This window comes from Haloarchaeobius marinus, assembly GCF_051207415.1.
In the GTDB taxonomy this organism is placed as follows: domain Archaea; phylum Halobacteriota; class Halobacteria; order Halobacteriales; family Natrialbaceae; genus Haloarchaeobius.
In genome coordinates this window covers 403,150-423,847 of record NZ_JBPKGD010000002.1, presented here as the reverse complement: position 1 = coordinate 423,847, position 20,698 = coordinate 403,150, and the positions used below count along the sequence as shown (strand labels likewise).

The 20,698-nt window shown below is 68.1% G+C and carries 18 protein-coding genes; 8 read left to right on the top strand and 10 right to left on the bottom strand.

Annotated elements, in window-relative coordinates; genetic code table 11:
- Positions 1 to 2: 2 nt before the first annotated feature.
- The 8 genes from ACSC1W_RS08275 to ACSC1W_RS08240 all read right to left on the bottom strand — a co-directional run bounded on the left by ACSC1W_RS08275 (position 3) and on the right by ACSC1W_RS08240 (position 8,303).
- Positions 3 to 971, bottom strand: coding sequence for a sugar phosphate isomerase/epimerase family protein (locus ACSC1W_RS08275; RefSeq protein ID WP_435346531.1), 969 nt, complete (start codon positions 969 to 971; stop codon positions 3 to 5).
- Between the two features lie 31 nt (positions 972 to 1,002).
- The gene (locus tag ACSC1W_RS08270) at positions 1,003 to 2,109 is read right to left on the bottom strand and encodes a Gfo/Idh/MocA family protein (protein ID WP_435346530.1); all 1,107 of its coding nucleotides are present in this window, start codon (positions 2,107 to 2,109) and stop codon (positions 1,003 to 1,005) included.
- Between the two features lie 75 nt (positions 2,110 to 2,184).
- The gene (locus ACSC1W_RS08265) at positions 2,185 to 2,388 is read right to left on the bottom strand and encodes a DUF8005 family protein (protein WP_435346528.1); all 204 of its coding nucleotides are present in this window, start codon (positions 2,386 to 2,388) and stop codon (positions 2,185 to 2,187) included.
- A gap of 2 nt (positions 2,389 to 2,390) precedes the next feature.
- Entirely contained in the window at positions 2,391 to 3,563 is a 1,173-nt protein-coding gene (locus tag ACSC1W_RS08260; RefSeq protein ID WP_435346526.1) for an ABC transporter ATP-binding protein, read from the bottom strand.
- Between the two features lie 2 nt (positions 3,564 to 3,565).
- Complete coding sequence (locus ACSC1W_RS08255) at positions 3,566 to 4,513, bottom strand: carbohydrate ABC transporter permease (protein WP_435346524.1); 948 nt, start codon at positions 4,511 to 4,513, stop codon at positions 3,566 to 3,568.
- A complete protein-coding gene (locus ACSC1W_RS08250) occupies positions 4,510 to 5,526 on the bottom strand; it encodes a carbohydrate ABC transporter permease (RefSeq protein ID WP_435346522.1) in 1,017 nt (338 codons plus the stop codon). Before ACSC1W_RS08250 ends, ACSC1W_RS08255 begins: the two co-directional genes overlap by 4 nt.
- A 12-nt stretch (positions 5,527 to 5,538) precedes the next feature.
- The gene (locus ACSC1W_RS08245; protein WP_435346521.1) at positions 5,539 to 7,044 is read right to left on the bottom strand and encodes an extracellular solute-binding protein; all 1,506 of its coding nucleotides are present in this window, start codon (positions 7,042 to 7,044) and stop codon (positions 5,539 to 5,541) included.
- A 179-nt stretch (positions 7,045 to 7,223) separates the two neighbouring features.
- Entirely contained in the window at positions 7,224 to 8,303 is a 1,080-nt protein-coding gene (locus tag ACSC1W_RS08240; protein WP_435346519.1) for a TrmB family transcriptional regulator, read from the bottom strand.
- Positions 8,304 to 8,415: 112 nt separating this feature from the next.
- On the opposite strand from ACSC1W_RS08240, the gene ACSC1W_RS08235 reads away from it, so the two are divergent.
- On the top strand, positions 8,416 to 9,231 hold the full coding sequence (locus ACSC1W_RS08235; RefSeq protein ID WP_435346517.1) for a DUF8054 domain-containing protein: 816 nt from the start codon (positions 8,416 to 8,418) through the stop codon (positions 9,229 to 9,231).
- Between the two features lie 54 nt (positions 9,232 to 9,285).
- Here ACSC1W_RS08235 and ACSC1W_RS08230 read toward each other — a convergent pair whose 3' ends face one another.
- Positions 9,286 to 9,735, bottom strand: coding sequence for a universal stress protein (locus tag ACSC1W_RS08230; protein WP_435346514.1), 450 nt, complete (start codon positions 9,733 to 9,735; stop codon positions 9,286 to 9,288).
- A 163-nt stretch (positions 9,736 to 9,898) separates the two neighbouring features.
- On the opposite strand from ACSC1W_RS08230, the gene hutH reads away from it, so the two are divergent.
- From hutH to ACSC1W_RS08215, 3 genes are all read left to right on the top strand, one after another.
- Positions 9,899 to 11,467 carry a histidine ammonia-lyase gene (gene hutH, locus ACSC1W_RS08225; protein WP_435346512.1) on the top strand — a complete coding sequence of 523 codons (1,569 nt, stop codon included), beginning with the start codon at positions 9,899 to 9,901 and terminating at the stop codon, positions 11,465 to 11,467.
- 327 nt (positions 11,468 to 11,794) lie between these two features.
- Complete coding sequence (locus ACSC1W_RS08220) at positions 11,795 to 13,933, top strand: DNA/RNA helicase (RefSeq protein ID WP_435346511.1); 2,139 nt, start codon at positions 11,795 to 11,797, stop codon at positions 13,931 to 13,933.
- 65 nt (positions 13,934 to 13,998) lie between these two features.
- Positions 13,999 to 14,775, top strand: a complete 777-nt coding sequence (locus ACSC1W_RS08215) for an SDR family NAD(P)-dependent oxidoreductase (RefSeq protein ID WP_435346509.1) — start codon at positions 13,999 to 14,001, stop codon at positions 14,773 to 14,775.
- A gap of 14 nt (positions 14,776 to 14,789) precedes the next feature.
- Here ACSC1W_RS08215 and ACSC1W_RS08210 read toward each other — a convergent pair whose 3' ends face one another.
- Complete coding sequence (locus ACSC1W_RS08210) at positions 14,790 to 15,842, bottom strand: M48 family metalloprotease (RefSeq protein WP_435346507.1); 1,053 nt, start codon at positions 15,840 to 15,842, stop codon at positions 14,790 to 14,792.
- A 158-nt stretch (positions 15,843 to 16,000) separates the two neighbouring features.
- On the opposite strand from ACSC1W_RS08210, the gene ACSC1W_RS08205 reads away from it, so the two are divergent.
- Genes ACSC1W_RS08205 through ACSC1W_RS08190 form a run of 4 tightly spaced genes read left to right on the top strand, consistent with a single transcriptional unit; the run spans position 16,001 to position 20,683 of the window.
- Positions 16,001 to 17,116, top strand: coding sequence for a DUF4129 domain-containing protein (locus ACSC1W_RS08205; RefSeq protein ID WP_435346505.1), 1,116 nt, complete (start codon positions 16,001 to 16,003; stop codon positions 17,114 to 17,116).
- Positions 17,113 to 17,763: a DUF7269 family protein gene (locus tag ACSC1W_RS08200; RefSeq protein ID WP_435346503.1), complete on the top strand. Its 651-nt coding sequence runs from the start codon at positions 17,113 to 17,115 to the stop codon at positions 17,761 to 17,763. The genes ACSC1W_RS08205 and ACSC1W_RS08200 overlap by 4 nt, the downstream gene beginning before the upstream one ends.
- Positions 17,760 to 19,088 carry a DUF58 domain-containing protein gene (locus ACSC1W_RS08195; protein WP_435346502.1) on the top strand — a complete coding sequence of 443 codons (1,329 nt, stop codon included), beginning with the start codon at positions 17,760 to 17,762 and terminating at the stop codon, positions 19,086 to 19,088. The genes ACSC1W_RS08200 and ACSC1W_RS08195 overlap by 4 nt, the downstream gene beginning before the upstream one ends.
- The gene (locus ACSC1W_RS08190; protein ID WP_435346501.1) at positions 19,085 to 20,683 is read left to right on the top strand and encodes a DUF7519 family protein; all 1,599 of its coding nucleotides are present in this window, start codon (positions 19,085 to 19,087) and stop codon (positions 20,681 to 20,683) included. Before ACSC1W_RS08195 ends, ACSC1W_RS08190 begins: the two co-directional genes overlap by 4 nt.
- The last annotated feature ends 15 nt before the right edge of the window (positions 20,684 to 20,698 follow it).

The window sequence follows — 20,698 nt, the reverse complement described above, 5'->3', positions numbered from 1 at the left end:
GCTCACTCCGCCCAGTAGGCGTCCCCGGGTTGCGTCTCGAAGACGGCGCGCGAGAGCACGTCGACGGCCTTCTCCAGGCCCTCCCGGGAACTCGTCAGCGCGTCCTCGTGTTCGATGCTCAGCGCCCCCTCGTAGCCGACCATCCGGAGCGTGCTGACCACGTCCTTCCAGTGTTCCTCGCCGTGACCGTAGCCGATGGACCGGAACAGCCACGACCGCTCCGCCGTCTCGGCGTAGTCGGTCGTGTCGAGGACGCCCTTGACGCGGGCGTGGTGGTCGTAGACGCGGGTGTCCTTCGCGTGGAAGTGGTGGATGGCGTCCCGGTCGCCGAGGAACCGGATGGCCTCCAGCACGTCGATGCCCTGCCAGTACAGGTGCGACGGGTCGAAGTTCGCCCCGATGCGCTCGCCGGTCGCCTCGCGGAGGCGAGCCATCGAGTGCGGTTCGTACACCAGCATGTTGGGGTGCATCTCGATGGCCACGTTCACGTCGTGTTCGGTGGCGTGGTCGGCCACGTCGCTCCAGTAGTCTATCGCCTCGTCCCACTGGTAGGCCAGCGCCTCGGCGTGTTCGGGCGGCCAGGGTGCCGTTATCCAGTTCGGGACCGCGCCCTCGGGACTCCCGGCCGGAAGCCCGGAGAAACACGTCACCGCGTCGACGTCGAGCTGGCCGGCCAGTTCGATGGTCTCGCGGAGTTCCCGGTCGGCGGTCCCGGCCCGTTCGTCGTCGGGATGGAGGGGGTTGTTGTGGGTCGCGAGCGCGCTGATGCGCATGCCGTGTTCGTCGACGGTTTCCAGGAACGACTCCTGGGCCCCCTCGTCGTCGAGGAGTTCGACCCGGTCGAGGTGGTCGGTGTCGGGGTGTCCCCCGCAACCGAGTTCGACCGCGTCGACGCCGATGTCGTCGAGGTACGCGAGTGCGTCTTCGAGCGGTTCGTCTCCGAGCGGAACTGTGAGTACGCCGATGTCCATGGTGTGGTAACTGGTTCGTGCTAACGTGGTTTCAATCGCCCCGTGTCAGCGGGGGTGACTCTCGAAAGGAGACCGCTTCTCCCGTCTCGGAGGACTCGTAGATCGCTTCCAGGACGCGCTGGACCGTCAGTGCCTCCTCGACGGTGTTCGTGCCCGGTTCCTCGCCGGACGAGACGGCGTGGAGGAACGCCCGCTGTTCGTTCCGGTGGGCCGACTGCTGGCGCGTCGTTATCGTCGCATCGGAGAAGTGCGGGCCGCCCGCGTCGCCGACCTCGTAGATGGTCAGTTCGTCCTCCTTCCGGTCGAGGTCGGCACCGGCCTCGGTCCCACGGACGCGATACGTGTTCTCGGAGGGACGGTTCGACGCCCACGCCGTGTCGAGGACGATGGTCTGTCCGTCCGCACAGCGGAGCATCGCGTTGGCCGAGTCGTCGACGGTGAACTCGCCGTCGCCGTCCTCGCCCCACATCTCGAGGTAGGTGTACTCCTCGTTCACCCCGAAGGAGGAGCGTGCGACGCCCGACACCTCCACTATCTCGGGGAAGTTCATGAAGTAGAGAGCGAGGTCGATGGCGTGTGCACCGATGTCGATGAGTGCGCCGCCGCCGGCGACGGCCTCGTCGGTGAACCACGACCCGCGGCCGGGGATTCCCCGGCGGCGCACGTACGTCGCGTCGACGTGGGTCACCGAACCGAACCGGCCCGAGTCGACGGCTTCCTTGAGGACCTGGACGCGCGGGGCGAACCGGTTGTGGAACCCGACCATGCATATCTGGTCGGAGCGCTCGGCAGCCTCGGCGATGCGTTCGGCGCTCTCGAGGGTGTGTGCGAGCGGTTTCTCCACGAGGACGTCCAGTCCGGCGTCGAGTGCCCCGACGACGTACTCCTCGTGGAACCGGTTCGGCGTCGTCACGATGACGGCGTCGACGCGTTCGTACAGTGCCTCGGCCTCGCTGACCGTCTCGACGCCGTACTCCTGTGCGAACGTTCGTCGCGCGTCCGGCGAGATGTCCATCCCGCCGGCCAGTTCGGCCGCGATGCCCTCTGTGCTGGCGAGGGCCCCGAGGTGGTCGGCGTGGACGCGACCGATGCCGCCGAGTCCGATGATTCCGATACGTACTGTTTGGTTTCCTGTCATCTGTTGTTGTCTCTGTCGTTCGTCTGCTGTACGTTCCGCGATACCGCGTCCGAAGGGTTCCGCCGAGGCGACCCTTCAGTACAATTGTTTCTCTCGTCGTTCTCGCTGCTCTTGTTCTTCTCGCTCTCGTCGCTGTTCGCGACGGTTTGCCACGATCTTCCTGACCGCCGGGACGTACGTCCGCCGGAGGTCCCTGACGAACGACACGATGCCGTACACCCAGAAGAAGAACAGCAGCGTGCCACCGCCGAAGTAGAGGAGTGCGAACTCGTTCACCATCGTCAGTCACCACTCGCTTCCGCGTCGGCGGAACTGGTTCGCGACTCGGCGGTCAGGCCGTGAACGAGCGCGTTCCCGCTCTCGGTGTCGAAGAGGTGTATCTTCGACCGGTCGAGGACGACCTCCAGGTCGGTATCCTCCGAGACGTCGGCGTCCGGGTCGACGCTCATGAGCAGTTGCTCGGCCTCCTCGGGGTCGTCCATCGCGCCGACGTCCTCGCCGAGCAGCAGGTAGACGAATATCTCGTCGCCCATCGGTTCGAGGACGTCCGTCCGAACGGAGATTGGCCCGGAGGCGTCGGCGAGGCCGGTCGCGTCCGTACTCCGGTACACGTCTTCCGGCCTGACGCCGAGCGTGATGGACTGCCCGGGCGTGATGTCGTACGCCGAGGGGTCGAAGGGAACGTCGAAGTGCTTCGAGGTGAAGCCGTCCGACGTGACCTCTCCCTCGACGAAGTTCATCGAGGGCGACCCGATGAAGCCCGCGACGAACAGGTTCGCCGGTTCGTTGTAGCAGGTCAGCGGCGGCGCGATCTGCTGGAGCTGTCCGCCGTCGATGACCGCGATGCGGTCGGACATCGTCATCGCCTCCGCCTGGTCGTGGGTGACGTAGATGATGGTCGTCCCCAGTTGCTTGTGCAGGCGCTGGAGTTCCGTCCGCATGTGGACCCGGAGCTTCGCGTCCAGGTTCGCCAGCGGTTCGTCCATCAGGAACACGTCCGGGTTGCGGACGATGGCACGGGCGATGGCGACGCGCTGGCGCTGCCCACCGGACAGTTCGTCCGGGTTCCGTTCGAGCATCCCCTCGAGCTGGACGACTTCGGCCGCGTGCTCGACGCGGTCCTCTATCTCGTCGGTCTCGTAGTTACGCAGTCGCAACCCGAAGCTGATGTTCTCGAACACGTCCATGTGCGGGAACAGCGCGATGTTCTGGAAGACCATCGCGATGCCGCGGTCCTTCGGCGGGAGGTTCGTCACCTCCCGGTCGCCGATGTAGACCTCCCCGCTCGTCACGGTGGTCAGTCCGGCGATGGTCTCCATCGTCGTGGACTTCCCACACCCCGACGGGCCGACGAGCGTGACGAACTCGCCGTCCCGGATGTCGAGGTTCATGTTGTCTACTGCCGTGACGTCACTGTACTGCTTGACGACGTCGTCGAGTGTTACGCTGGCCATGGTTACTCCTTGAGTGCTCCGCTGGTGAGTCCGCTGACGATCTTCTCCTGTGCGACGACCACGAGGATGGTGACCGGGAGCACCGCCCAGATGCTCGCGGCCGCCATCGCGTTGTAGGTCGTCTGGAACTGTCCTGCGCGCTGGAACTGGAGGATGCCGCCAACGATGGGGGCCCAGTTCTGTGCGCGTCCGTCCGTCATCAGGAACGAGAAGAAGAACTCGTTGTAGACGGCGATGAACGTGAGGACGCCGGCCGTCGCCACGCCGGGTGCCGACAGCGGGATGATGACCCGGAACAGCGCGCCGAGTCGGGTCGTCCCCTCTATCCTCGCGGCGTCCTCCAGCCCGTCCGGAATCTGGGCGTAGAACGTCGTCAGGATGAATATCGACAGCGGCATGAACAGCGCACTGAAGGGCAACAGCATCGAGAACGGCGTGTTGTAGAGGCTCGGACTGCTGACGCCGAAGATGGCGACGTTCCCGTTGAACAGGTCCCACAGGGGCAGGAAGAACGCCGCCGGCGGGAAGTACGAGATGGCGAGGATGAGCAGCATCAGCGGGCGTCGCCCGCGGAACTCCAGCCGACCGAAGACGTAGCCGGCCAGACTCGCCAGTAACAGCACGATGATGGTCGTGGTCACCGCGAGGAAGATGCTGTTGAACATGTACCGCAGGAACGGCACCTGCTCGAACACCGTGATGAACGTCTCGGGGTTGAACCCGGCGGGGAACAGGCCCGCCTCGGAGATGCTGTCCCGGGGCGTGAGCGCCAGGACGAGCAGCCAGTAGAACGGGAACAGGGTCGTCACGACGAAGAATATCGTGACGACGTACAGCATCGCGCGATACACCTTCTCGGGGTTCTGTATCGAGTTCTCGACCCACTGCTGGAAGGGGCCGCGATTCAGCTCACGTTCCTCGCCGTCGAACGGGGTTCCGTCTGTACTCATACCATCTCCTCCCGGGCGTACCCGATGATGTACACGGTCACGCCGATGGCGATGATGCCGGCCGTCACGACCGCGACGGCTGCCGACGTGCCGATCAGGTTGTTGTTGAACGTCGTGACGACGAGACACGACAGCGACGGCACGGTCGTACAACCGGCCGTCGACTCGATGATGCCGAACACGCGCATCGACTGGATGGTCCGGAACAGCATCGCGATGAGCACGGTCGGGAACACGAGGGGCAGGGTGATGTACCGGAACCGCTGCCAGGGTGACGCGCCCGAGACCCGTGCCACGTCGTAGAGGTTACGGTCGATGCTCTGCAGGCCCGCCAGGATGAGCAGGGCCATGAACGCCGACGTCTTCCAGATGTCGGCCACGATGACGATCATCGTCGCGTCCACCGCGTTCGCCAGCGGCGTGAGCGAGAAGACGCCGATGCGCTGCAGGAACGTCGGGTTCTGCGCGTCGCCGACGAGCAGCCCGATGTTCGGGTTGAACAGCAGGTAGAATATCATCCCCTGCACGACGATGGGCACGGCCCACGGGATGATGATGGCGACGCGGACCCAGCGCCGTCCCGGGAACTCCTGGTCGAGCACGAGCGCCTGGCCGAAGCCGATTATCGTCTCGAACGTCACGGCGACGACGGTGAAGATGAGCGTCACCGTGAGCGCGCTGTTGAAGAACGCCTCGACGCTCAGGTCGGACGGCAGGAACGGCGACGGCATCAGCGCGTCCTTCTGGCCGGTGAACAACTCGACGTAGTTCTGGATCGCGACGAAGTCACCGATACGGCCGGCACCGAGGTTGTCAGCGAACAGCGACATCTGCATCGTCGTCAGCAACGGCCACAGCGCGATGATCGCGAGCAGTACGAACGCTGGTGTCAACAGCAGGTACGCGAACTGCTCCTCGCTGAGGTTCTCGAGCCACGTCGTAACGACCGACGAGGCACCGGAGCTACCCCGCTCGGTGCCGGCCCCGTGTCGCGTTTCGGATTCCGTTGCCATGGTCTGGTATCGTTACGAGCTCTCTATCTGTTCGAGCGAAGCCTTCAGGTCCGTCATCGCCTGCTCCGGCGGTTTCTCCTGCCGGAGCGAGCCGTTGACTTCGCTCGCTATCTGCGAGGACTCCTGGGGCCAGACGGGCGTGACCGGGCGCGGGATGGCGTTCTCGCCGGCGACCCGGAGCTGGGTCGTGTAGCGTCCGATGACGTCGAGGTTGCGCGCGGCCTGGCTGTCGATGAGGCCCGGAACGGGCGGCGCCCAGCCACCGATGCCGAAGCGGTCGAGCTGGGTCTGCTCGTCCATGATGGCCCGGAGGACCTGCAGCGCCGCGGACTTCTTCTCGTCCGAGGCGTTCGGGTTGATGGCGAGGTGCCAGCCACCGAGTGCGGCGACTGGACCGCCGGTGCCATCGTACTGGGCTTCCTCGGGCGTGACGCCGTACGGGATGGGCATGACGCCGAGGTTCTCGCCGAAGTTCTCCTGGGAGCCGTTGATGGTGATGGAGTACGGCCAGTTGCGGTGCATCACCACGTTGCCCGCCGTGAAGGGTTCGCGGGACGGTTCCTCCGTGTACTGGACGACGGCTTCGGGCGAGATGTCGCCCGTGATGCCCTCCAGTGCGTATTCGTCGCTGTTGCCGTTGACGAACGTCCGCATCAGCCTGATGGCATCGATGACCGGCTGTTCGTCGACGGTGATGGGCCGGTCCCCGACGGGACCGAACAGGTTGTCGTGGGACCCGAAGTACGCGCCGCCCATGCTGGACATGAACTCGTTGAAGTCACAGCACGAGAGGCCCTCGTAGTTGTCGCCCTGGAAGGTGAACCCCTCCATGTTGTTCTGCTGGGCGACGTCGGCGGTTATCTCGGAGAACCGCTGCCAGGTCATGGACTCCTCGGCCCAGTTCTCGCCCTCGGGGTCGTAGCCCGCCTGCTCGACCAGGTCCTTGCGGTACTGGATGGTCGGGAAGTCGGCGAACAGCGGGATGGCGTACAGGTCGCCGTTCAGTGTGGCCGTCGAGACGCTGGCCGAGAAGTAGTCCTCCTTGACCGTGCTGACCATGTCGTCGGGCAGTGCGTCGCTGAGGTTCATGAGCTGCCCACGGACCATGAACGGAATCGCCCAGCCGTTGTCGACCATCAGCAGGGTCGGCTCCGACTGGCCGGCGTTGAGGATGTTGTTGTACTGGTTCCGACGGTCACCGGTGGTGAACGACCCGGCGATTATCTCGAGGTTGACGTTGTCCGGCAACCCGGCCTCGCGCAGCGAGGACATGATCTCGCCCTGTGCGCCGGCGAAGTTGTCGTCGGCGGCCCACTGGATGGTGACGTCCTCGCTTGGCGCCTCCGTGTCTATCGGGGTGTCCGTTCGACCACCCTGGTCGTCTCCACCGCCGCCACCCCCGCCCAGACAACCGGCGAGTGTCGCACCGACGCCCGATGCGCCCGCGGCTTTGACGAAGACTCGTCGTGATACTCGTCGACCCGAACTACGTGCCCCCTGCGATTCATTCACAGGCATGAGTCTATCAATGGGGGTTTTTAATTTATAATTAGCGAACGTACTACCCCCGTTGTGGTAAACTATCTTATGTTATGTTCTCATTTCTCCATCCTAGGTACCTGATTCCTGGGCCTGGTTACGAGGTTCCTACCAGCGATTATGACCAGTATAGTCTAGTATCGTATGCTTCCCGCAGTTCAGTCGTCGAGCCCCGTGATAGTGAGTCGCATGGCCTCTATCTCTTCGAGCATCGCACCCTCCCCGCCGACGGTGTAGCGAGCGTCGCCCGTATCGACCGTCACCGACGCCCGGCCCGCCAGCTGGGCGAGTGGCGTCTTGCGACCGTCGGTCCCGGAGTCGCCCTCGTAGAAGAGGTCTGCGACCGTTCCGGTGACAGTGACGGGGTCACCGCCGGCGATCTCCTTGCCCTCGACGCTGACGTGGATGGTCGCCCCGTCCATCAGGAGCGGTTCGACGTCGCGAATGAACTCACGGATGTCGATGTACTCGACGGGCGGGCCGTCGCTCCGGGCGGAGTACAGTTCGTCGCAGATCTCCCAGAGGCAGCCGACGTAGTACCAGTGGAACACGTACTCGTGGAGTCTGTCGTCGACGAGGACGCCGTACTCGTTCAGCGTGTCCTCGTGCGGCGCGAAGCACGCCTTCTGTCGGTCGACGAGGGCGACGAACGCCGAGGGGAGCGGGCGGTGCCGGGCCTCGGTGGAGGTTGCCATCAATCGGTCTCTCCCGGGGACCTCGTCGGCACCGTCGACGTCGGTGTAGATGCACAACTGGACGTAGACGCCCCGGTCTATCGCGTCGGCCAGGGCGTCCTCGAGTTGCTCGAACTGCTCCGGACTCGCCGAGACCTGTATCTGGTTCTCCGCCTCCTCGATGAACATCCGGGCCCGGTCGACGACGGTCTCGAACCGCTTGACGATGCTCGCCGAGTGGCGGTCGAGTTCGGGCTGCTCCCACCGTTCTTCGATCTCGCTGGCCGCGTCCTCCAGCCGGTCGGCCCGCGAGGTCAGGTCGTCGAGCACGTCCGCGGGGCTGTGCGCCCGTGCGCGCAAGTTGTCGTTCTGGTAGGTCTCGACGTACCCCCTGTCCTCCAGCGACCGAACCACGTCGTAAATCCGCGGGTCCGGGACGTCGCTCGCCTCGACGAGCTCGCGTGCGGACGCGGTCCCGAGGTCCAACAGGGCGACGTAGGCGTTCGCCTGGTAGGGGGAGAGGCCAGCCTCCTCCAGAACGTCGCGCAGTTCTTCGGACTCCATGTCTGATGGGTCGCAGCAGGGGAGGTAAAGGCTTTCCTCGCGGATACACGCGCCACGGGCCGGACTGGCCGACGACGACAGGTTTAGGCTGGAGCACCGACCAGTTCGGTGCGTGACTGCACTCGACGCGATACTGCGACCGGAGTACACCGGCGAGAACCGGTGCTGGCCGTGTACGGTCGTCAACGTGGCCATCGTCGCCGCCGTGGCGGCCGTCGCCTACCTGGTGGGGTACCCAATCGTCGCGGGGGTCGTCGCTGCCGTCGGCCTGCTCGCCGTCTGGGCCCGGGGGTACGTCGTGCCGTACACGCCCCGTTTCGCCCCGCGACTGGCCGCGGCGCTCGGGGTCGGCGACCGCTTCGGCCACGCCGCGTCACCCCCGGAGGGGGCCGCGACCGGCTCGCTCGGGATAGACGCGGACCCCGAGGCGGTCGTCGACGTCCTCCTCGAGGCCGGCGTGCTGGCCGAGGACGAGGCCGGTCTCTACCTCACCGACTCGTTCCGAACGCGCTGGCGGGACGCGATGGAACCGCTCCGTGACGCGACGCCCGAACAGCTCGCCGACGGGGTCAGGGGCATCCGCGAGGACGCCGACGTGCGCGCCGAGCAGAACGAGCGCGGGGCGTACGTCGTCGTCGCCGCACCAGACGGGAACGTGATTCACGACGCGTGGCTCACCAGACCCGTCGTCATCGCCGAGATCGCCGGCGTTCACGCGCTGGGTGGGGCCGGCCTCGACAGGGAGGCCCGCCTCGCGGCGGTCCAGCCGCTCCGCTCGTTCCTGGAGGAGTGCCCGGACTGCGGCGGGCGGGTGGAGGAGACGACGACCGTCGACTGCTGTGGCGGCCCCGCCGGAACCGCCGCGGAACCCGACCACGTGCTGGCGTGCACCGAGTGCGGTAGCCGCCTGTTCACGTTTCCGGAGTGAGAACGAGCCTGCCCGGACGCGGCGGTCACTCCGCCGACGACCGGGTCCCGAGAATCAGCTTCCGCGGACGAACGTGACTGGACACGGCGCGTTCAGCATGACCGACTGCGCCGTCGACCCGAACACCGCCTTGCCGGTGGGCGAGCGACTCCGGCCGCCGACGACGACCAGGTCCGCCGCCTCCTCGCCCGCGAGTTCGACTATCATGTCGCCGTAGTCGCCGACGCGCCCCCGGACCACGTGGTCGACGCCCGCGTCGTCGAGCATGGACCGTATCTCGCGGACCGAGGAGTAGCGTTCGGCCACGTCGTCCGGCGTCACCTCCGCGTTCGCGTCGATGTCCAGTTTCTCCCGGGTGTCGTCGTACTCCTCGTCGGTGAAGACGTGTGCGAGGACGACCTCCGCCCCGGCCGGGCCCGCGATGTCGACCACCGTCTCGGTGAGCGCTTCGATCCTGTCGGCGTCCCCCTGGCCGACGGCCAGTAGAACTGTGTCGAGTGCCATTTCCGGTCGCTACGACGGCGGTTGCCATAAAGTTGCAGGGTGATTTACTCGTATCCGTGTAAAGGTCGTCGTCTCCGGTCGCCTGGCTACCACGTCGAAAGGCCAAAGCGCCCGCCCGACAGAGTTCGACCATGACGAAACCGGACACGAGAGGTGACCGCCGGTGACGGTCGCGCTCGACGGCGAGGGGTTGACACCGACCGGCGTCGCTGCCGTCGTCCGCGACCAGGAACCGGTGTCGGTCCCGCCGGAGGCACGAACGCGCGTCCGCCGGGCGCGAGAGCGGGTGCTGGACGTCCTCGACTCCGGCGAGGCCGTCTACGGGCTGAACACGGGGTTCGGCGAACTGGTGAACGAGCGCATTCCGCCGGAACGGGTCGCGGACCTCCAGACCAACCTCCTCCGGAGTCACGCGGCCGGGGCCGGGCGGGAGTGTTCGCAGGACGAGGTGCGCGCCATGCTCGCCACCCGCATCAACGCGCTGGTCAAGGGCTACTCCGGCGTGCGCGAGGTGGTCGTCGACCACCTCGTGACGATGCTGAACGAGGGCGTCCACCCCGTCGTCCGCTCGCGCGGGAGCCTCGGCGCGAGCGGTGACCTCGCTCCCCTGGCACACCTCGCGCTCGTCCTGCTCGGCGAGGGTGAGGCAGACTACGGGGGCGACCGACTGCCGGGCGACGAGGCACTGGCGGCCGTCGGCCTCGACCCCCTCGCACTCGAGGCCAAGGAAGGCCTCGCACTCATCAACGGGACGCAACTGACCGTCGGCAAGGCGGCCCTGGCGGTCGTGGACGCCGAACGTACCGTGCGCGCCGCCGACGTCGCCGGTGCCCTCACCACCGAGGTGACCATGGGGACGACCGCCAGCAGTGCGGCGATAATCCAGGACGTGCGCCCGCACGAGGGGCAGGCCGAGAGCGCACGGAACGTGCGACGGCTCTGTGCCGACTCCGAGATCGTCGAGTCACACCGCAACTGTGACCGGGTGCAGGACGCCTACAGCATCCGGTGTCTCCCGCAGGTCCACGGGGCAGTCCGCGACGCCGTCTCGCACCTGCGAGAGGCTGTCGAGGTCGAACTCAACAGCGCGACGGACAACCCGCTGGTGTTCGCGGGCGACGCCTTCGACGCCCGGGCCTCCGGCACCGACGAGGCGACGGTGCTCTCGGGCGGGAACTTCCACGGTGCTCCCCTCGCACATCGCCTCGACTACCTGACCGCTGCGATGACCGACCTCGCCGCCATCTGCGAGCGCCGGGTCGACCGGATGGTCAACCCGAACCTCCAGGAGCCACACCTGCCGCCGTTCCTGACGGCCGAGAGCGGACTCCGGTCGGGGTACATGATCGCCCAGTACACCGCCGCCGCGCTGGTCAACGAGTGTCGCTCTCTCGGCCGCCCCGCCACCGACAACACGCCGGTCTCGGGGGGACAGGAGGACCACGTCAGCATGTCCGCCCAGTCGAGCCATCACGCACGGACTGCCGTCGACCACGCGGCGACCGTCGTCGGGGTCGAACTGCTCTGTGGTGCCCAGGCAATGGAGTTCGTCGACGACCAGCTGGCGGCAGGTCGAGGCACCACCGCGGCGTACGACGCGGTCCGGGAGGTCGCCGAACCGCTCACCGCGGACCGCGAACTCGCACCGGAACTCGAGCGTGCGAGTTCCCTGGTCGTCGGCGGCGTGCTCGAAGCGGCAGTGGACGGGGCGCTCTCGGAGTCGCTGGAATAGTCGGCACTCGTCGGCCGTGTCGAGGGGGAGAAAGCTGGTGACGCGGTCGCACCCGCCGACGACACCCATGGGGTTTCGAAAGGGGGAGTTGGGGAGAGGTGCCTCCGACACTGCACGCCGCGTCGCAGGAGTTCAATCGAACCACCCCCACTTAAATCTTGCACAACCGGAGACTTCGGAATAATTATTTATCGTCGCTGGTAATCAGATGTGGATATCGTCGTGCGATTCTGTACGCTCGACCGCCGGTGACCCGGCGACGAACGCGACGACGGTCCGGCGCGTACCTCGACACGCTTATGCGGCAGGCGGAACCAGTCGGGGCGCATGAAGTTCATCGCGTCGGGCGATTCTCGGGGCCACGCCGGGGGTGACGCCGAACAGGCCGTCTGGACGGCTATCACCCGGGCGTTCGGTCCTGGCGACGAGGGCGTCGCGTACTGGCGGTATCCCATCGTCGACCCCGGTGGTGACGCGTTCGACCGCGAGGCCGACTTCGTCCTCCTTCACCGGGACGTCGGCCTCGTCGTCGTGGAGTGCAAGGGCTACGAGGTCGACCACGTGGCCGCCATCGAGGGCGACCGCTGGCGACTCCAGGGGACCCACCAGTCGACCGCGACGCCGTACTCGCAGGCCAGGGACCACGGGTTCCGGCTACTGAACCACCTCACGAGGGAGTCGGTGCTGACTGACGGTCGCGGCAACGCGACGGTCCCGGCGAACTTCCTCGTGGCCCTCCCGAACGTCGAGCGCGACGCGTGGGACGAGCGGTTCGGCCGCCTGCCGTCCGCCCCACCGACGCTGACCGTCGACGAGTTGACGCCCGGCGCGCTCCGGGACCGCCTCACGTCGCTGCCGGGCGAGGCACTCGACCGGGAGACCTACGAGGTGGCCCGGGCGGTGCTCAGTGGCGGCCAACCCATCAGCGAGGACCGCACCGACTCGGAGGAGAACCCGCCGGCCGACGCCGACACGAAGCGCGGGTTGTTCGAACACGTCGAGGGCGGCCTGAAGCGCCTCGACGAGAAACAGGAGGAGGTCGGCATCCAGATACCGAACGGTCCCCAGCAGATCCGTGGCATCGCCGGGTCCGGGAAGTCGGTCCTGCTCGCCCAGAAGGCGGCCCAGATGCACGCCCGGCACCCGGAGTGGCGCATCGCGGTGACGTTCCAGACGCGCTCGCTCTACCCGACGATGACGGAGACCATCCGCCGGTTCCACGAGCACTACGCGGGGACGGAACCCGACTGGAACCAGTTGCAGGTACTCCACGGGTGGGGCGGCCGGACGAGACGCGGCCTGTACTACGAGGCGGCCACGGCCGCCGGCGTCGAACCCAGGACGTTCGGTGACGCCCGGTCCGCGTTCGACCAGGACGAGGGGGACCTGTTGACCCAGTGCTGTGCGGAGGTCCTCGAGACGGGCCAGCCACAGGAGCGCTACGACGCGATACTCGTCGACGAGGCCCAGGACTTCGAACCGGCGTTCTTCCGCCTCTGTCACGCCATCCTGCGCCCGCCGAAGCGACTCGTCTGGGCGTACGACGAGGCACAGAGCCTCCAGACGCTCTCGGCGCCCCGACCCGTCGACCTGTTCGGGACCGACGAGGACGGCGACCCGCGCGTCGACCTGCGGGGGAGTTACGAGGGCGGCGTGCAGAAGAGCCACATCATGCGGACGGCGTACCGGACGCCCCGGCCGGTCCTCGTCCTCGCGCACGTCTTCGGGATGGGCCTGCTCCGGGAACGCGGGGCCGTCCAGGCGCTCACGACGCAGTCCGGGTGGGAAGACATCGGCTACGAGGTGGACGGCGACTTCCGGAAGTACGGGTCGCCGGTGACGCTCCGTCGGCCGCGCGAACACTCGCCGCATCCCCTCGGGGACGTCGACGCGGCCCGGCCGTTCGTCAGGACCGAGCAGTTCCCGGACCGTGGGGCGGAACTCGACGCCGTGGCCGACGCCGTCGAACGCGACGTCCGATACCACGACCTGGACCCCGAACGCATCGTGGTCGTCCCCCTCGGCGCGGTCGGCGAATCCCGGAACGCCGGCGAGGGCCTGCGGGACCGACTCCGACGTCGCGACGTCTCCACGAACCTCGTCTGGGAGGGCGACCCGGACGTCTTCGACGAACCGGGGTCGGTCACCGTCTCTCGCATCAACCGTGCGAAGGGGAACCAGGCGGCCCAGGTGTACGTCGTCGGCCTCGACACGGTCGCGGACGCGAGTCGGTCGGCTGACCTGGTCCAGCGTCGCAACGAGGCGTTCGTCGCCCTCACCCGGACCCAGGCGTGGTGTACCGTCACCGGCGTCCATCGGGGGGACGTCCAGACCGACCCGCTGTTCGACGAACTCGACGAGGTGGTCGCGCAGGTGACCGCCCGCGACCCCGTCGTCACCTTCCCGGCACCGGAACCGGACGAACTCCGGCGGACGATGGTCGACGCGACGCTCGACGCGTTCTGAGCGACCGTCCCGGCGGGGCCGTGCCGATGCGAACGACTATCACTCCCGCGTCTGTGCGTCGTCGCATGGACCTCGGACTGGACGACAGGACTGCACTGGTGACCGGCGGTGCGGGCCGCCTCGGAAGCGAAGACGCCCGCCACCTCGCACGCGAGGGCGCCACGGTCGTCGTGCTCGACGTGGACGAACCCGGCGCCGAACGAGTCGTCGACGAGATACGCGAGGACGGCGGCGACGCCCTCGCCGTGACCTGCGACCTGACCGACCGCGACGACGTCCGCGAGACGATGGCCGACGTCCGCGACGAGACGGGCGGCGTCGACGTACTCGTGAACAACGCGGGGTTCGTCGACGCCGTCTCCCGCGTCGGGGAGTTCCCCGACGACCTCTGGGACAGGGACCTCGAACTCAACCTGACCGGGGCGTACAACGTCACCCGCGAGGTGTTCCCCCGGATGCGCGAACGAGGGTGGGGCCGGGTGATAACGATGGCCTCCATCGCCGGCACCCACGGCAGTTTCGGTCAGCTATCGTACTCGACGACGAAGTCGGGCCTCGTCGGGTTCGGCAAGACGCTGGCGCTGGAGGGTGCGACGGACGGCGTCACCTCGAACGTGCTCGCCCCGAGCATCGTCGTGAAGGAACTCGCCGAGATGGACCCCGAGACCCTGGAGCAGTTCGAACCGTCGTTCGAGCGCGTGAGACAGGCGACGCCGATGGGAGAGCTCGGGCGAGAGGACGACGTGGCACCGATGGTCTGCTACCTCGCCAGCGAGCAGGCCCGGTACGTCACCGGACAGGTCATCGGCATCACCGGCGGGGCGGACCTCCTCTCGACCTGAGTCGCGGCGGCCGGTCAGGCGAACTCGCGTTCTACGGCCCGCAGTCGTTCGATTCGCTGCGCAGTCGACGGGTGCGACCGCGTCTCGACGGTGAACTCGTCGGCGTCCCCGGCCGACCCGTCGTCGGAGAACCCGTGCGGGAGAAAACAGAGTCCCTCGACGCCCGCGTACTGGCGACGCTTGTCGACGGTCGGGGCGCCGACCTCCTCGTCGAGTTTCGTGAGCGCCGTCACCATCGCGGCGGGGTCGCCGGCGAGGATAGCACCGGACCGGTCGGCGACGAACTCGCGGTACGTCGAGAGGTGCCGCCCCACGAGGAGGACGACGGCACCGGCGACGCCGAGGAACACACCGCCCAGCAGGACGGAGACGGCCGCCAGGAACGCGAACGAGACGGTGTACCCGACGGTGAACAGCGGCTGGTCGACGAACGCCGCGCCCAGCAGGTAGCCCACGACGAGCAGGCCGACCCAGAACACCGGGCCGAGCGAAAGGGACCCGAACGCACTGTACTCGTCGCTGACGAGTGCAGGGACGAACGAGGCGAGCGTCATGACCAGCGCGTCACGGTTCCGGACGTGTGCGAGTTCGTGTGCGAGGACGGCGTCGAGTTCGTCGTCGTCCAGCGCCTCCAGCAGGCCGGTGCTGACGACGACGGTCGCGTCGGTCAGTCGCCCGACCGCGAAACTGTTGGGGACGTCGGTCTCCGCGACGGCCAGCCTCGGTGGCGTCACGTCGGCCTGTGCCGCGAGTCGCTGGAGGCGTCCCTCCACGTCGGCGTACTCGTCGCCCTCCGGGACGCTCGCGTCCACCTCCGCGAGGAGTTCGTGTCGGGTGTAGCGCAACTGCGCCCAGACGAACGCGACGGCGACGGGGAGGACGACCACCGCCGCCCACGCGTACGGGGACGTCCCTTCCAGTCCGAGTGCGCGCGCCACGGCCACCTGGACGGCCGAGAGCCACGGTGCGAGGAGATATGCGACGACGGCGACCAGGACGACGTCGACGACGAGTATCGTGCCGAGCGTCAGGAGGATTCGCCACGTCAGGTCGGAGTCCCGTTCCATCACTCCGACATCGCGTCCCGGGAAACAAAAATATTTCCGGATTGACGTGACGAATCCCTGGCGACCGCGGCCGTCTACGGGGGAAACGAGTTGCATTCACGCGTGCTGGCACCGATAGAATGACAATACATATTACGGACTGGGAATGTTCAGTAAACGTGGGATACGACCTGAGTCGCGCCGCCGTCGTTTGCGTCTCCGTGTTCGCGGTCCTCCTGGCAGCGTCGCTCTTTCCCGCCTCGGGGTTCGGTGCGTACCCCGGTTCGGTGAGCGACGGTGCGGCCGACCCCGGTTCCCCGGCAGGGTTCGGCGACCTCGGAGGTGACGACAGTGTGCCCACGGCAACCCCGTCCGAGAGTGGCTCCCAGTCCGGCGAGATAACAACGCGGGCCAGCACGACAACCCGGTCCAGCGAGACGACGACAGCGACAGCGACGGAGACCGATTCGAGTGCCGCGAACGACGTGAACACCGGCGGCGGCGACTTCGACGCCGGCCAGTTCGTGTTGACGGTGGTCCTCGGCTTCGTGACCCTCGGCGCCGTCGCCCTCTTCCTGCTGATTATCGCCGAGGTCGAACGGATAGAGTCGTCCGACCCGGACGGGTTCGACGGGTGGGTCGTCGACATTCCCGGCCTGCCGACGTTCCGCGTCAGGGCGTCGTTCCTCGCAGTACCTCAGGGGACGATGGCCTTCCTCGTCGGCCTCACCGCGTCCGCGCCACGGGTGCTCGACGGCATCGGCGAGACGACCAGCAACGTCTTCTCCGGACTCGACGCCCTCGCGTCCGGCCTCGGGTCGGCGACGAGCGCGCTCGCCGTCGGCGTCCCGACCGCACTGGCCAGGGGGTTCGTATCCATTCCACGCGGACTGGCCGGCGGGTTCGGTTCGCTCTCGCTCGGCATGGGCGCCATCACCGAGGGCATCTCGGCACGCAACTGGCTCAGCAGACGCCGGGACAAACCGGCGGACCCGCGGTCCGGAACGGCCGCCGAGTCGGCCGAGGAAGGCCCCGAGGACACGGGGCCGATGACCATCGAGGAGGCGTGGGCCGCCATGGTAGAGGAGGTGCCACTCGGCCGTCCGAGCGCCCGGACGCCCGCCGAGCACGCACGCGCGGCCATCGAGAACGGCCTCCCGTCCGAACCGGTCCGGCGACTGACGGCCGTGTTCCGCCAGGTGCGCTACGGCGACTACCCGCCGTCGGACGACCGGACCCACGTCGCCCGCGACGCCATCGACCAGATCAGGCGCCGACTGGAGGGCGACGGATGAGGGTCCCGATACTCGACAGTCCGCGGTTCCCGACGCGTACCGTGCTGGCGACCGTCGGGACCGCCGCGTTCGTCGCGGCCGTCCTGCTCGCGTTCCTCCCGGTCCCCCTCACCCCGGTTCGGCCGTACGTCGCCGTGCTGGCGAACGAGGTCGCGGTGTTCCTGCTGGGCATCGTCGGCGGCGGCATCGGCCTCTGGCACCTCTACGGGACGCGCCAGGAGTCGCCCGGGACCGCGGCCGTCTCCGACACGCCCGAAGCGGCGACCTACAACGCCCGCGAGTCCACGGGTGCCGACATCGACGACACCGTCGAGGAACTCGGCGCCCTCCCGGACTCGAAGACGACGGACTGGTGGGTCATGCACGAACGGTGGGACGTCGAGGAGACCGTCCAGACGCTCGCCATCGACGTGCTCGTCCGCACCGAGAACCTCACGCGGAATGAGGCACAGCGGAGAGTCAAACGCGGCGAGTGGACGGACGACGTCCGCGCCGCGAACTTCCTCGGCGGCAATACCGTCCCGGAACTTCCCCTCAGGATGCAGTTCTACGACTGGCTGTCGGGCGAGGCGTACGAGCGTCACGTCCGGCACACGGTCGACGAGATAGCCGCACGGGCCGACCTGCAGGAGGTCGAGACGGAATGACGCGTCGAGACACCGGCCGGTGGAACGTCGGCCTGACGGTGGCGCTCGTGACCGGTGCCGTCGGCCTGTTCGCCCAGAACGCGGCGGTGTTCACCGCCGCGGCGGTGGGACTCACCTACGCCGCGTACGGGTACGTGACGCGTCCACCGCCCGTCGACGTCGAGGTCGACCGCGAGGTGTCCGAGACCTCCCCCATGCCCGGGAGCGACGTCGACGTGACGGTCACGGTCAGGAACGCCTCCGACCGGCCCCTCGCCGACGTGCGCGTCGTCGACGGCGTCCCCGAGACGCTGGGCGTCGTCGACGGGTCACCCAGGCACATGACCGGCCTGCAACCCGACGAGACCGAGTCGTTCGAGTACACCGTCAGGGCGCGCCGTGGCGTCCACGAGTTCGGCGACGCGACGGTCGTCACCCGGAACGTCAGCGGGAGCGTCGAGTGCCGTGAGACGGTCTCCGTCGGGAGTCGAGTCTCCTGTCACGCGCTCGTGGACTCGCTCCCGCTCTCGGACCAGACCATCCCGTATCCCGGGCGCGTCGACACCGACGCGACGGGCGAGGGCATCGAGTTCCACTCCATCCGGAAGTACCACCACTCGGACCCGATGAACCGCATCGACTGGAAGCGATTCGCACGGACGGGCGAACTGCGGACCGTCGAGTTCCGGAAGGACCAGGCGGCGACCGTCGTGGTCGTCGTCGACACGCGCTACGAATCGCGCGTCTCCCGGCGCCCGCAGGAACCGGACGCCGTCGAACTGGCGACCTACGCCGCCGGCCGCATCTGCGGCCACCTGCTCGACGACGGGAACCGGGTCGGACTGGCACGCTACGGCAGTTCCTTCGCGTACCTCCGGCCGGGGACCGGCGACGAGCAGGCCGCACGCATCCGGGAGAACCTGAGCGTCCACGCGGCCACGTCGATACCGGTCGGGGACGACGGCCCGGACGCCGGCGGACACACGCCTGCCGCCGGCGACGACGGGTCTGCCGGCGACGGCCGCCCGACCGCGACTGACGGGGGCTGGCGAATCGACTGGCTTCGACGACGCATCCCCAACGGTGCGCAGGTGGTGTTCGTCTCGCCCCTGCTCGACGACGGGCCGTTACACGCCCTGCGACGCCTCCGGGCGGCGGGACACTCCCTGCGGGTGGTCTCGCCGAACGTGACCTCGACGGAGAGTCCGGGGAGTACCATCGAACGCGTCCAGCGCGACTCGCGCCTCTCCCTCCTCCGGGGGCGCACCACCAAGGTCATCGAGTGGTCCCCGGACGAACCGCTGTTCGCCGCCATCGAGCGGGCAACGAGGCGGTGGTCGCGATGAGCGCCTACGAGTTCGACGACGACCCGGCACGATTCAGCGTGCGACTCGCGGTCGGGGTCTGTGTCGTCGCCACGGTCGTCCTCGCGCTCGCCACCGGCCCCGGACCGTTCGGTCAGGCAGTGCCCGTGCTCCTCGGTCTCGCCGGGGCGGCGGGGGCCGTCAGGGGGATGCGTCTGCTCACAACCGAGGTGACCCGTACGCGCGCCGCCGGAAGCGTCTGGTTCGTCGTCGGGTCCGTGGCCATCGTCGGGGCCCTCTGGGAACCCAAACCCACGCTCGGAGGCGCCGTGGTCGCGTTCTGTGCGATCGTGGCCGTCGTCTTCGTCGCCACCGACGCCTTCGTCGGCATCGACGAGGCGGTCATCCGGTCGCTCGGCGCCGCAGTGTCGCGGTCGATGGTCGTGTTGCTGGCCGCGACCATCGTCGCCTGGGGCGTCCACAGCGGCGTGTTCGTCGCCTCGGGACTCGTCCTCCTCGCGGGATACGGCCTCGTCACGATGGCGAATCCGCTGTCCAGCCTCGTCGTCCTCGTACTGGAAGCGTTCGCACTCTCGTTGCTGCTCGAACGCGCCGTCGAGGCGCTCGACGTCTGGTTACCACGGCAGCAGTTCGATGCCCGGGAGACGTCCCTCCAGAGCTTCGGCATCGCACCGGGCGACGTCCCGAGAGGGGTCTACGCACTGCTCGTGTTCGTCGTGCTGTTCCCGATGTGGGTCAACGGACAGTTCGAGCGACTGCTGGACCTCACCGGCCTGTTCGGGCACGCCGTCCGAACGGTCCTCCAGTCTCCGATTCCCCACGCCCTGCTCTGGGTGGGCATCCTCCTGTTCGGTGGTATCGTCTTCCTGCGGGTCGTCCAGCAGGTGTTCGTTACGTGGGTCGGCCGGAGGCCACCGAAGACGATGGCGTACTCCGCCGGCGGCGTGGTCGTCTCGGTGGTCGTCGGCGTCGTCACCGCGTTGCCGCCGGTGGTGTGGCTCGCCACCAGCCTGGTCCCGCCGGAGACGGCCATCGGCCAGGCGTTCACCACCTACGGCGTCGGCGCCACTGTCCTCGGACTGACCACGGGGGCGCTCGTCGCGTTGCTCGTCGTGGTCCCCGTCGGGATGTTCGTCCTCACGCTCTGGTTCGTCCCGGAGGACGCCGGCGGGTTCGGCCTCGGCGCGGCGTCGTTGCTCGTCGCCAGCGTGACCGCTGGACTCGTCGGGGCCGCCCCAGTCGCGGTGTTCGTCGGCGTCGCCGCGGCGCTCGCGGTGTGGGACCTCGGACTGAACGGCGTCCTCGTCGGCCGCGAGGTCGGACGGGCCGCAGAGACCCGCCGGGGCGAGGTCATCCACGCCGCCGGCGTCCTCGCCGTCGGCCTCGTCGCGCTGCTCGTGCCGTCGCTCGGCGTCGAGTTGCTCGGCGCCACGGCGCTGACGGTCGACGTGCCGAAGTGGCGCGCGGTCGGGGCGGTGTCGCTGTTGCTCGTCTCCCTCGTCGCGTTCGCCCGGCTGGCGACGAGGGACGACGAACCCGGCGACACGGGGTCGGCGTCGGCCGACGCGACGGCGGACCGGAACCCTCGTGGAACGCCGGGGACCGGCGACGACTGAGGCGTCGTCGCCACC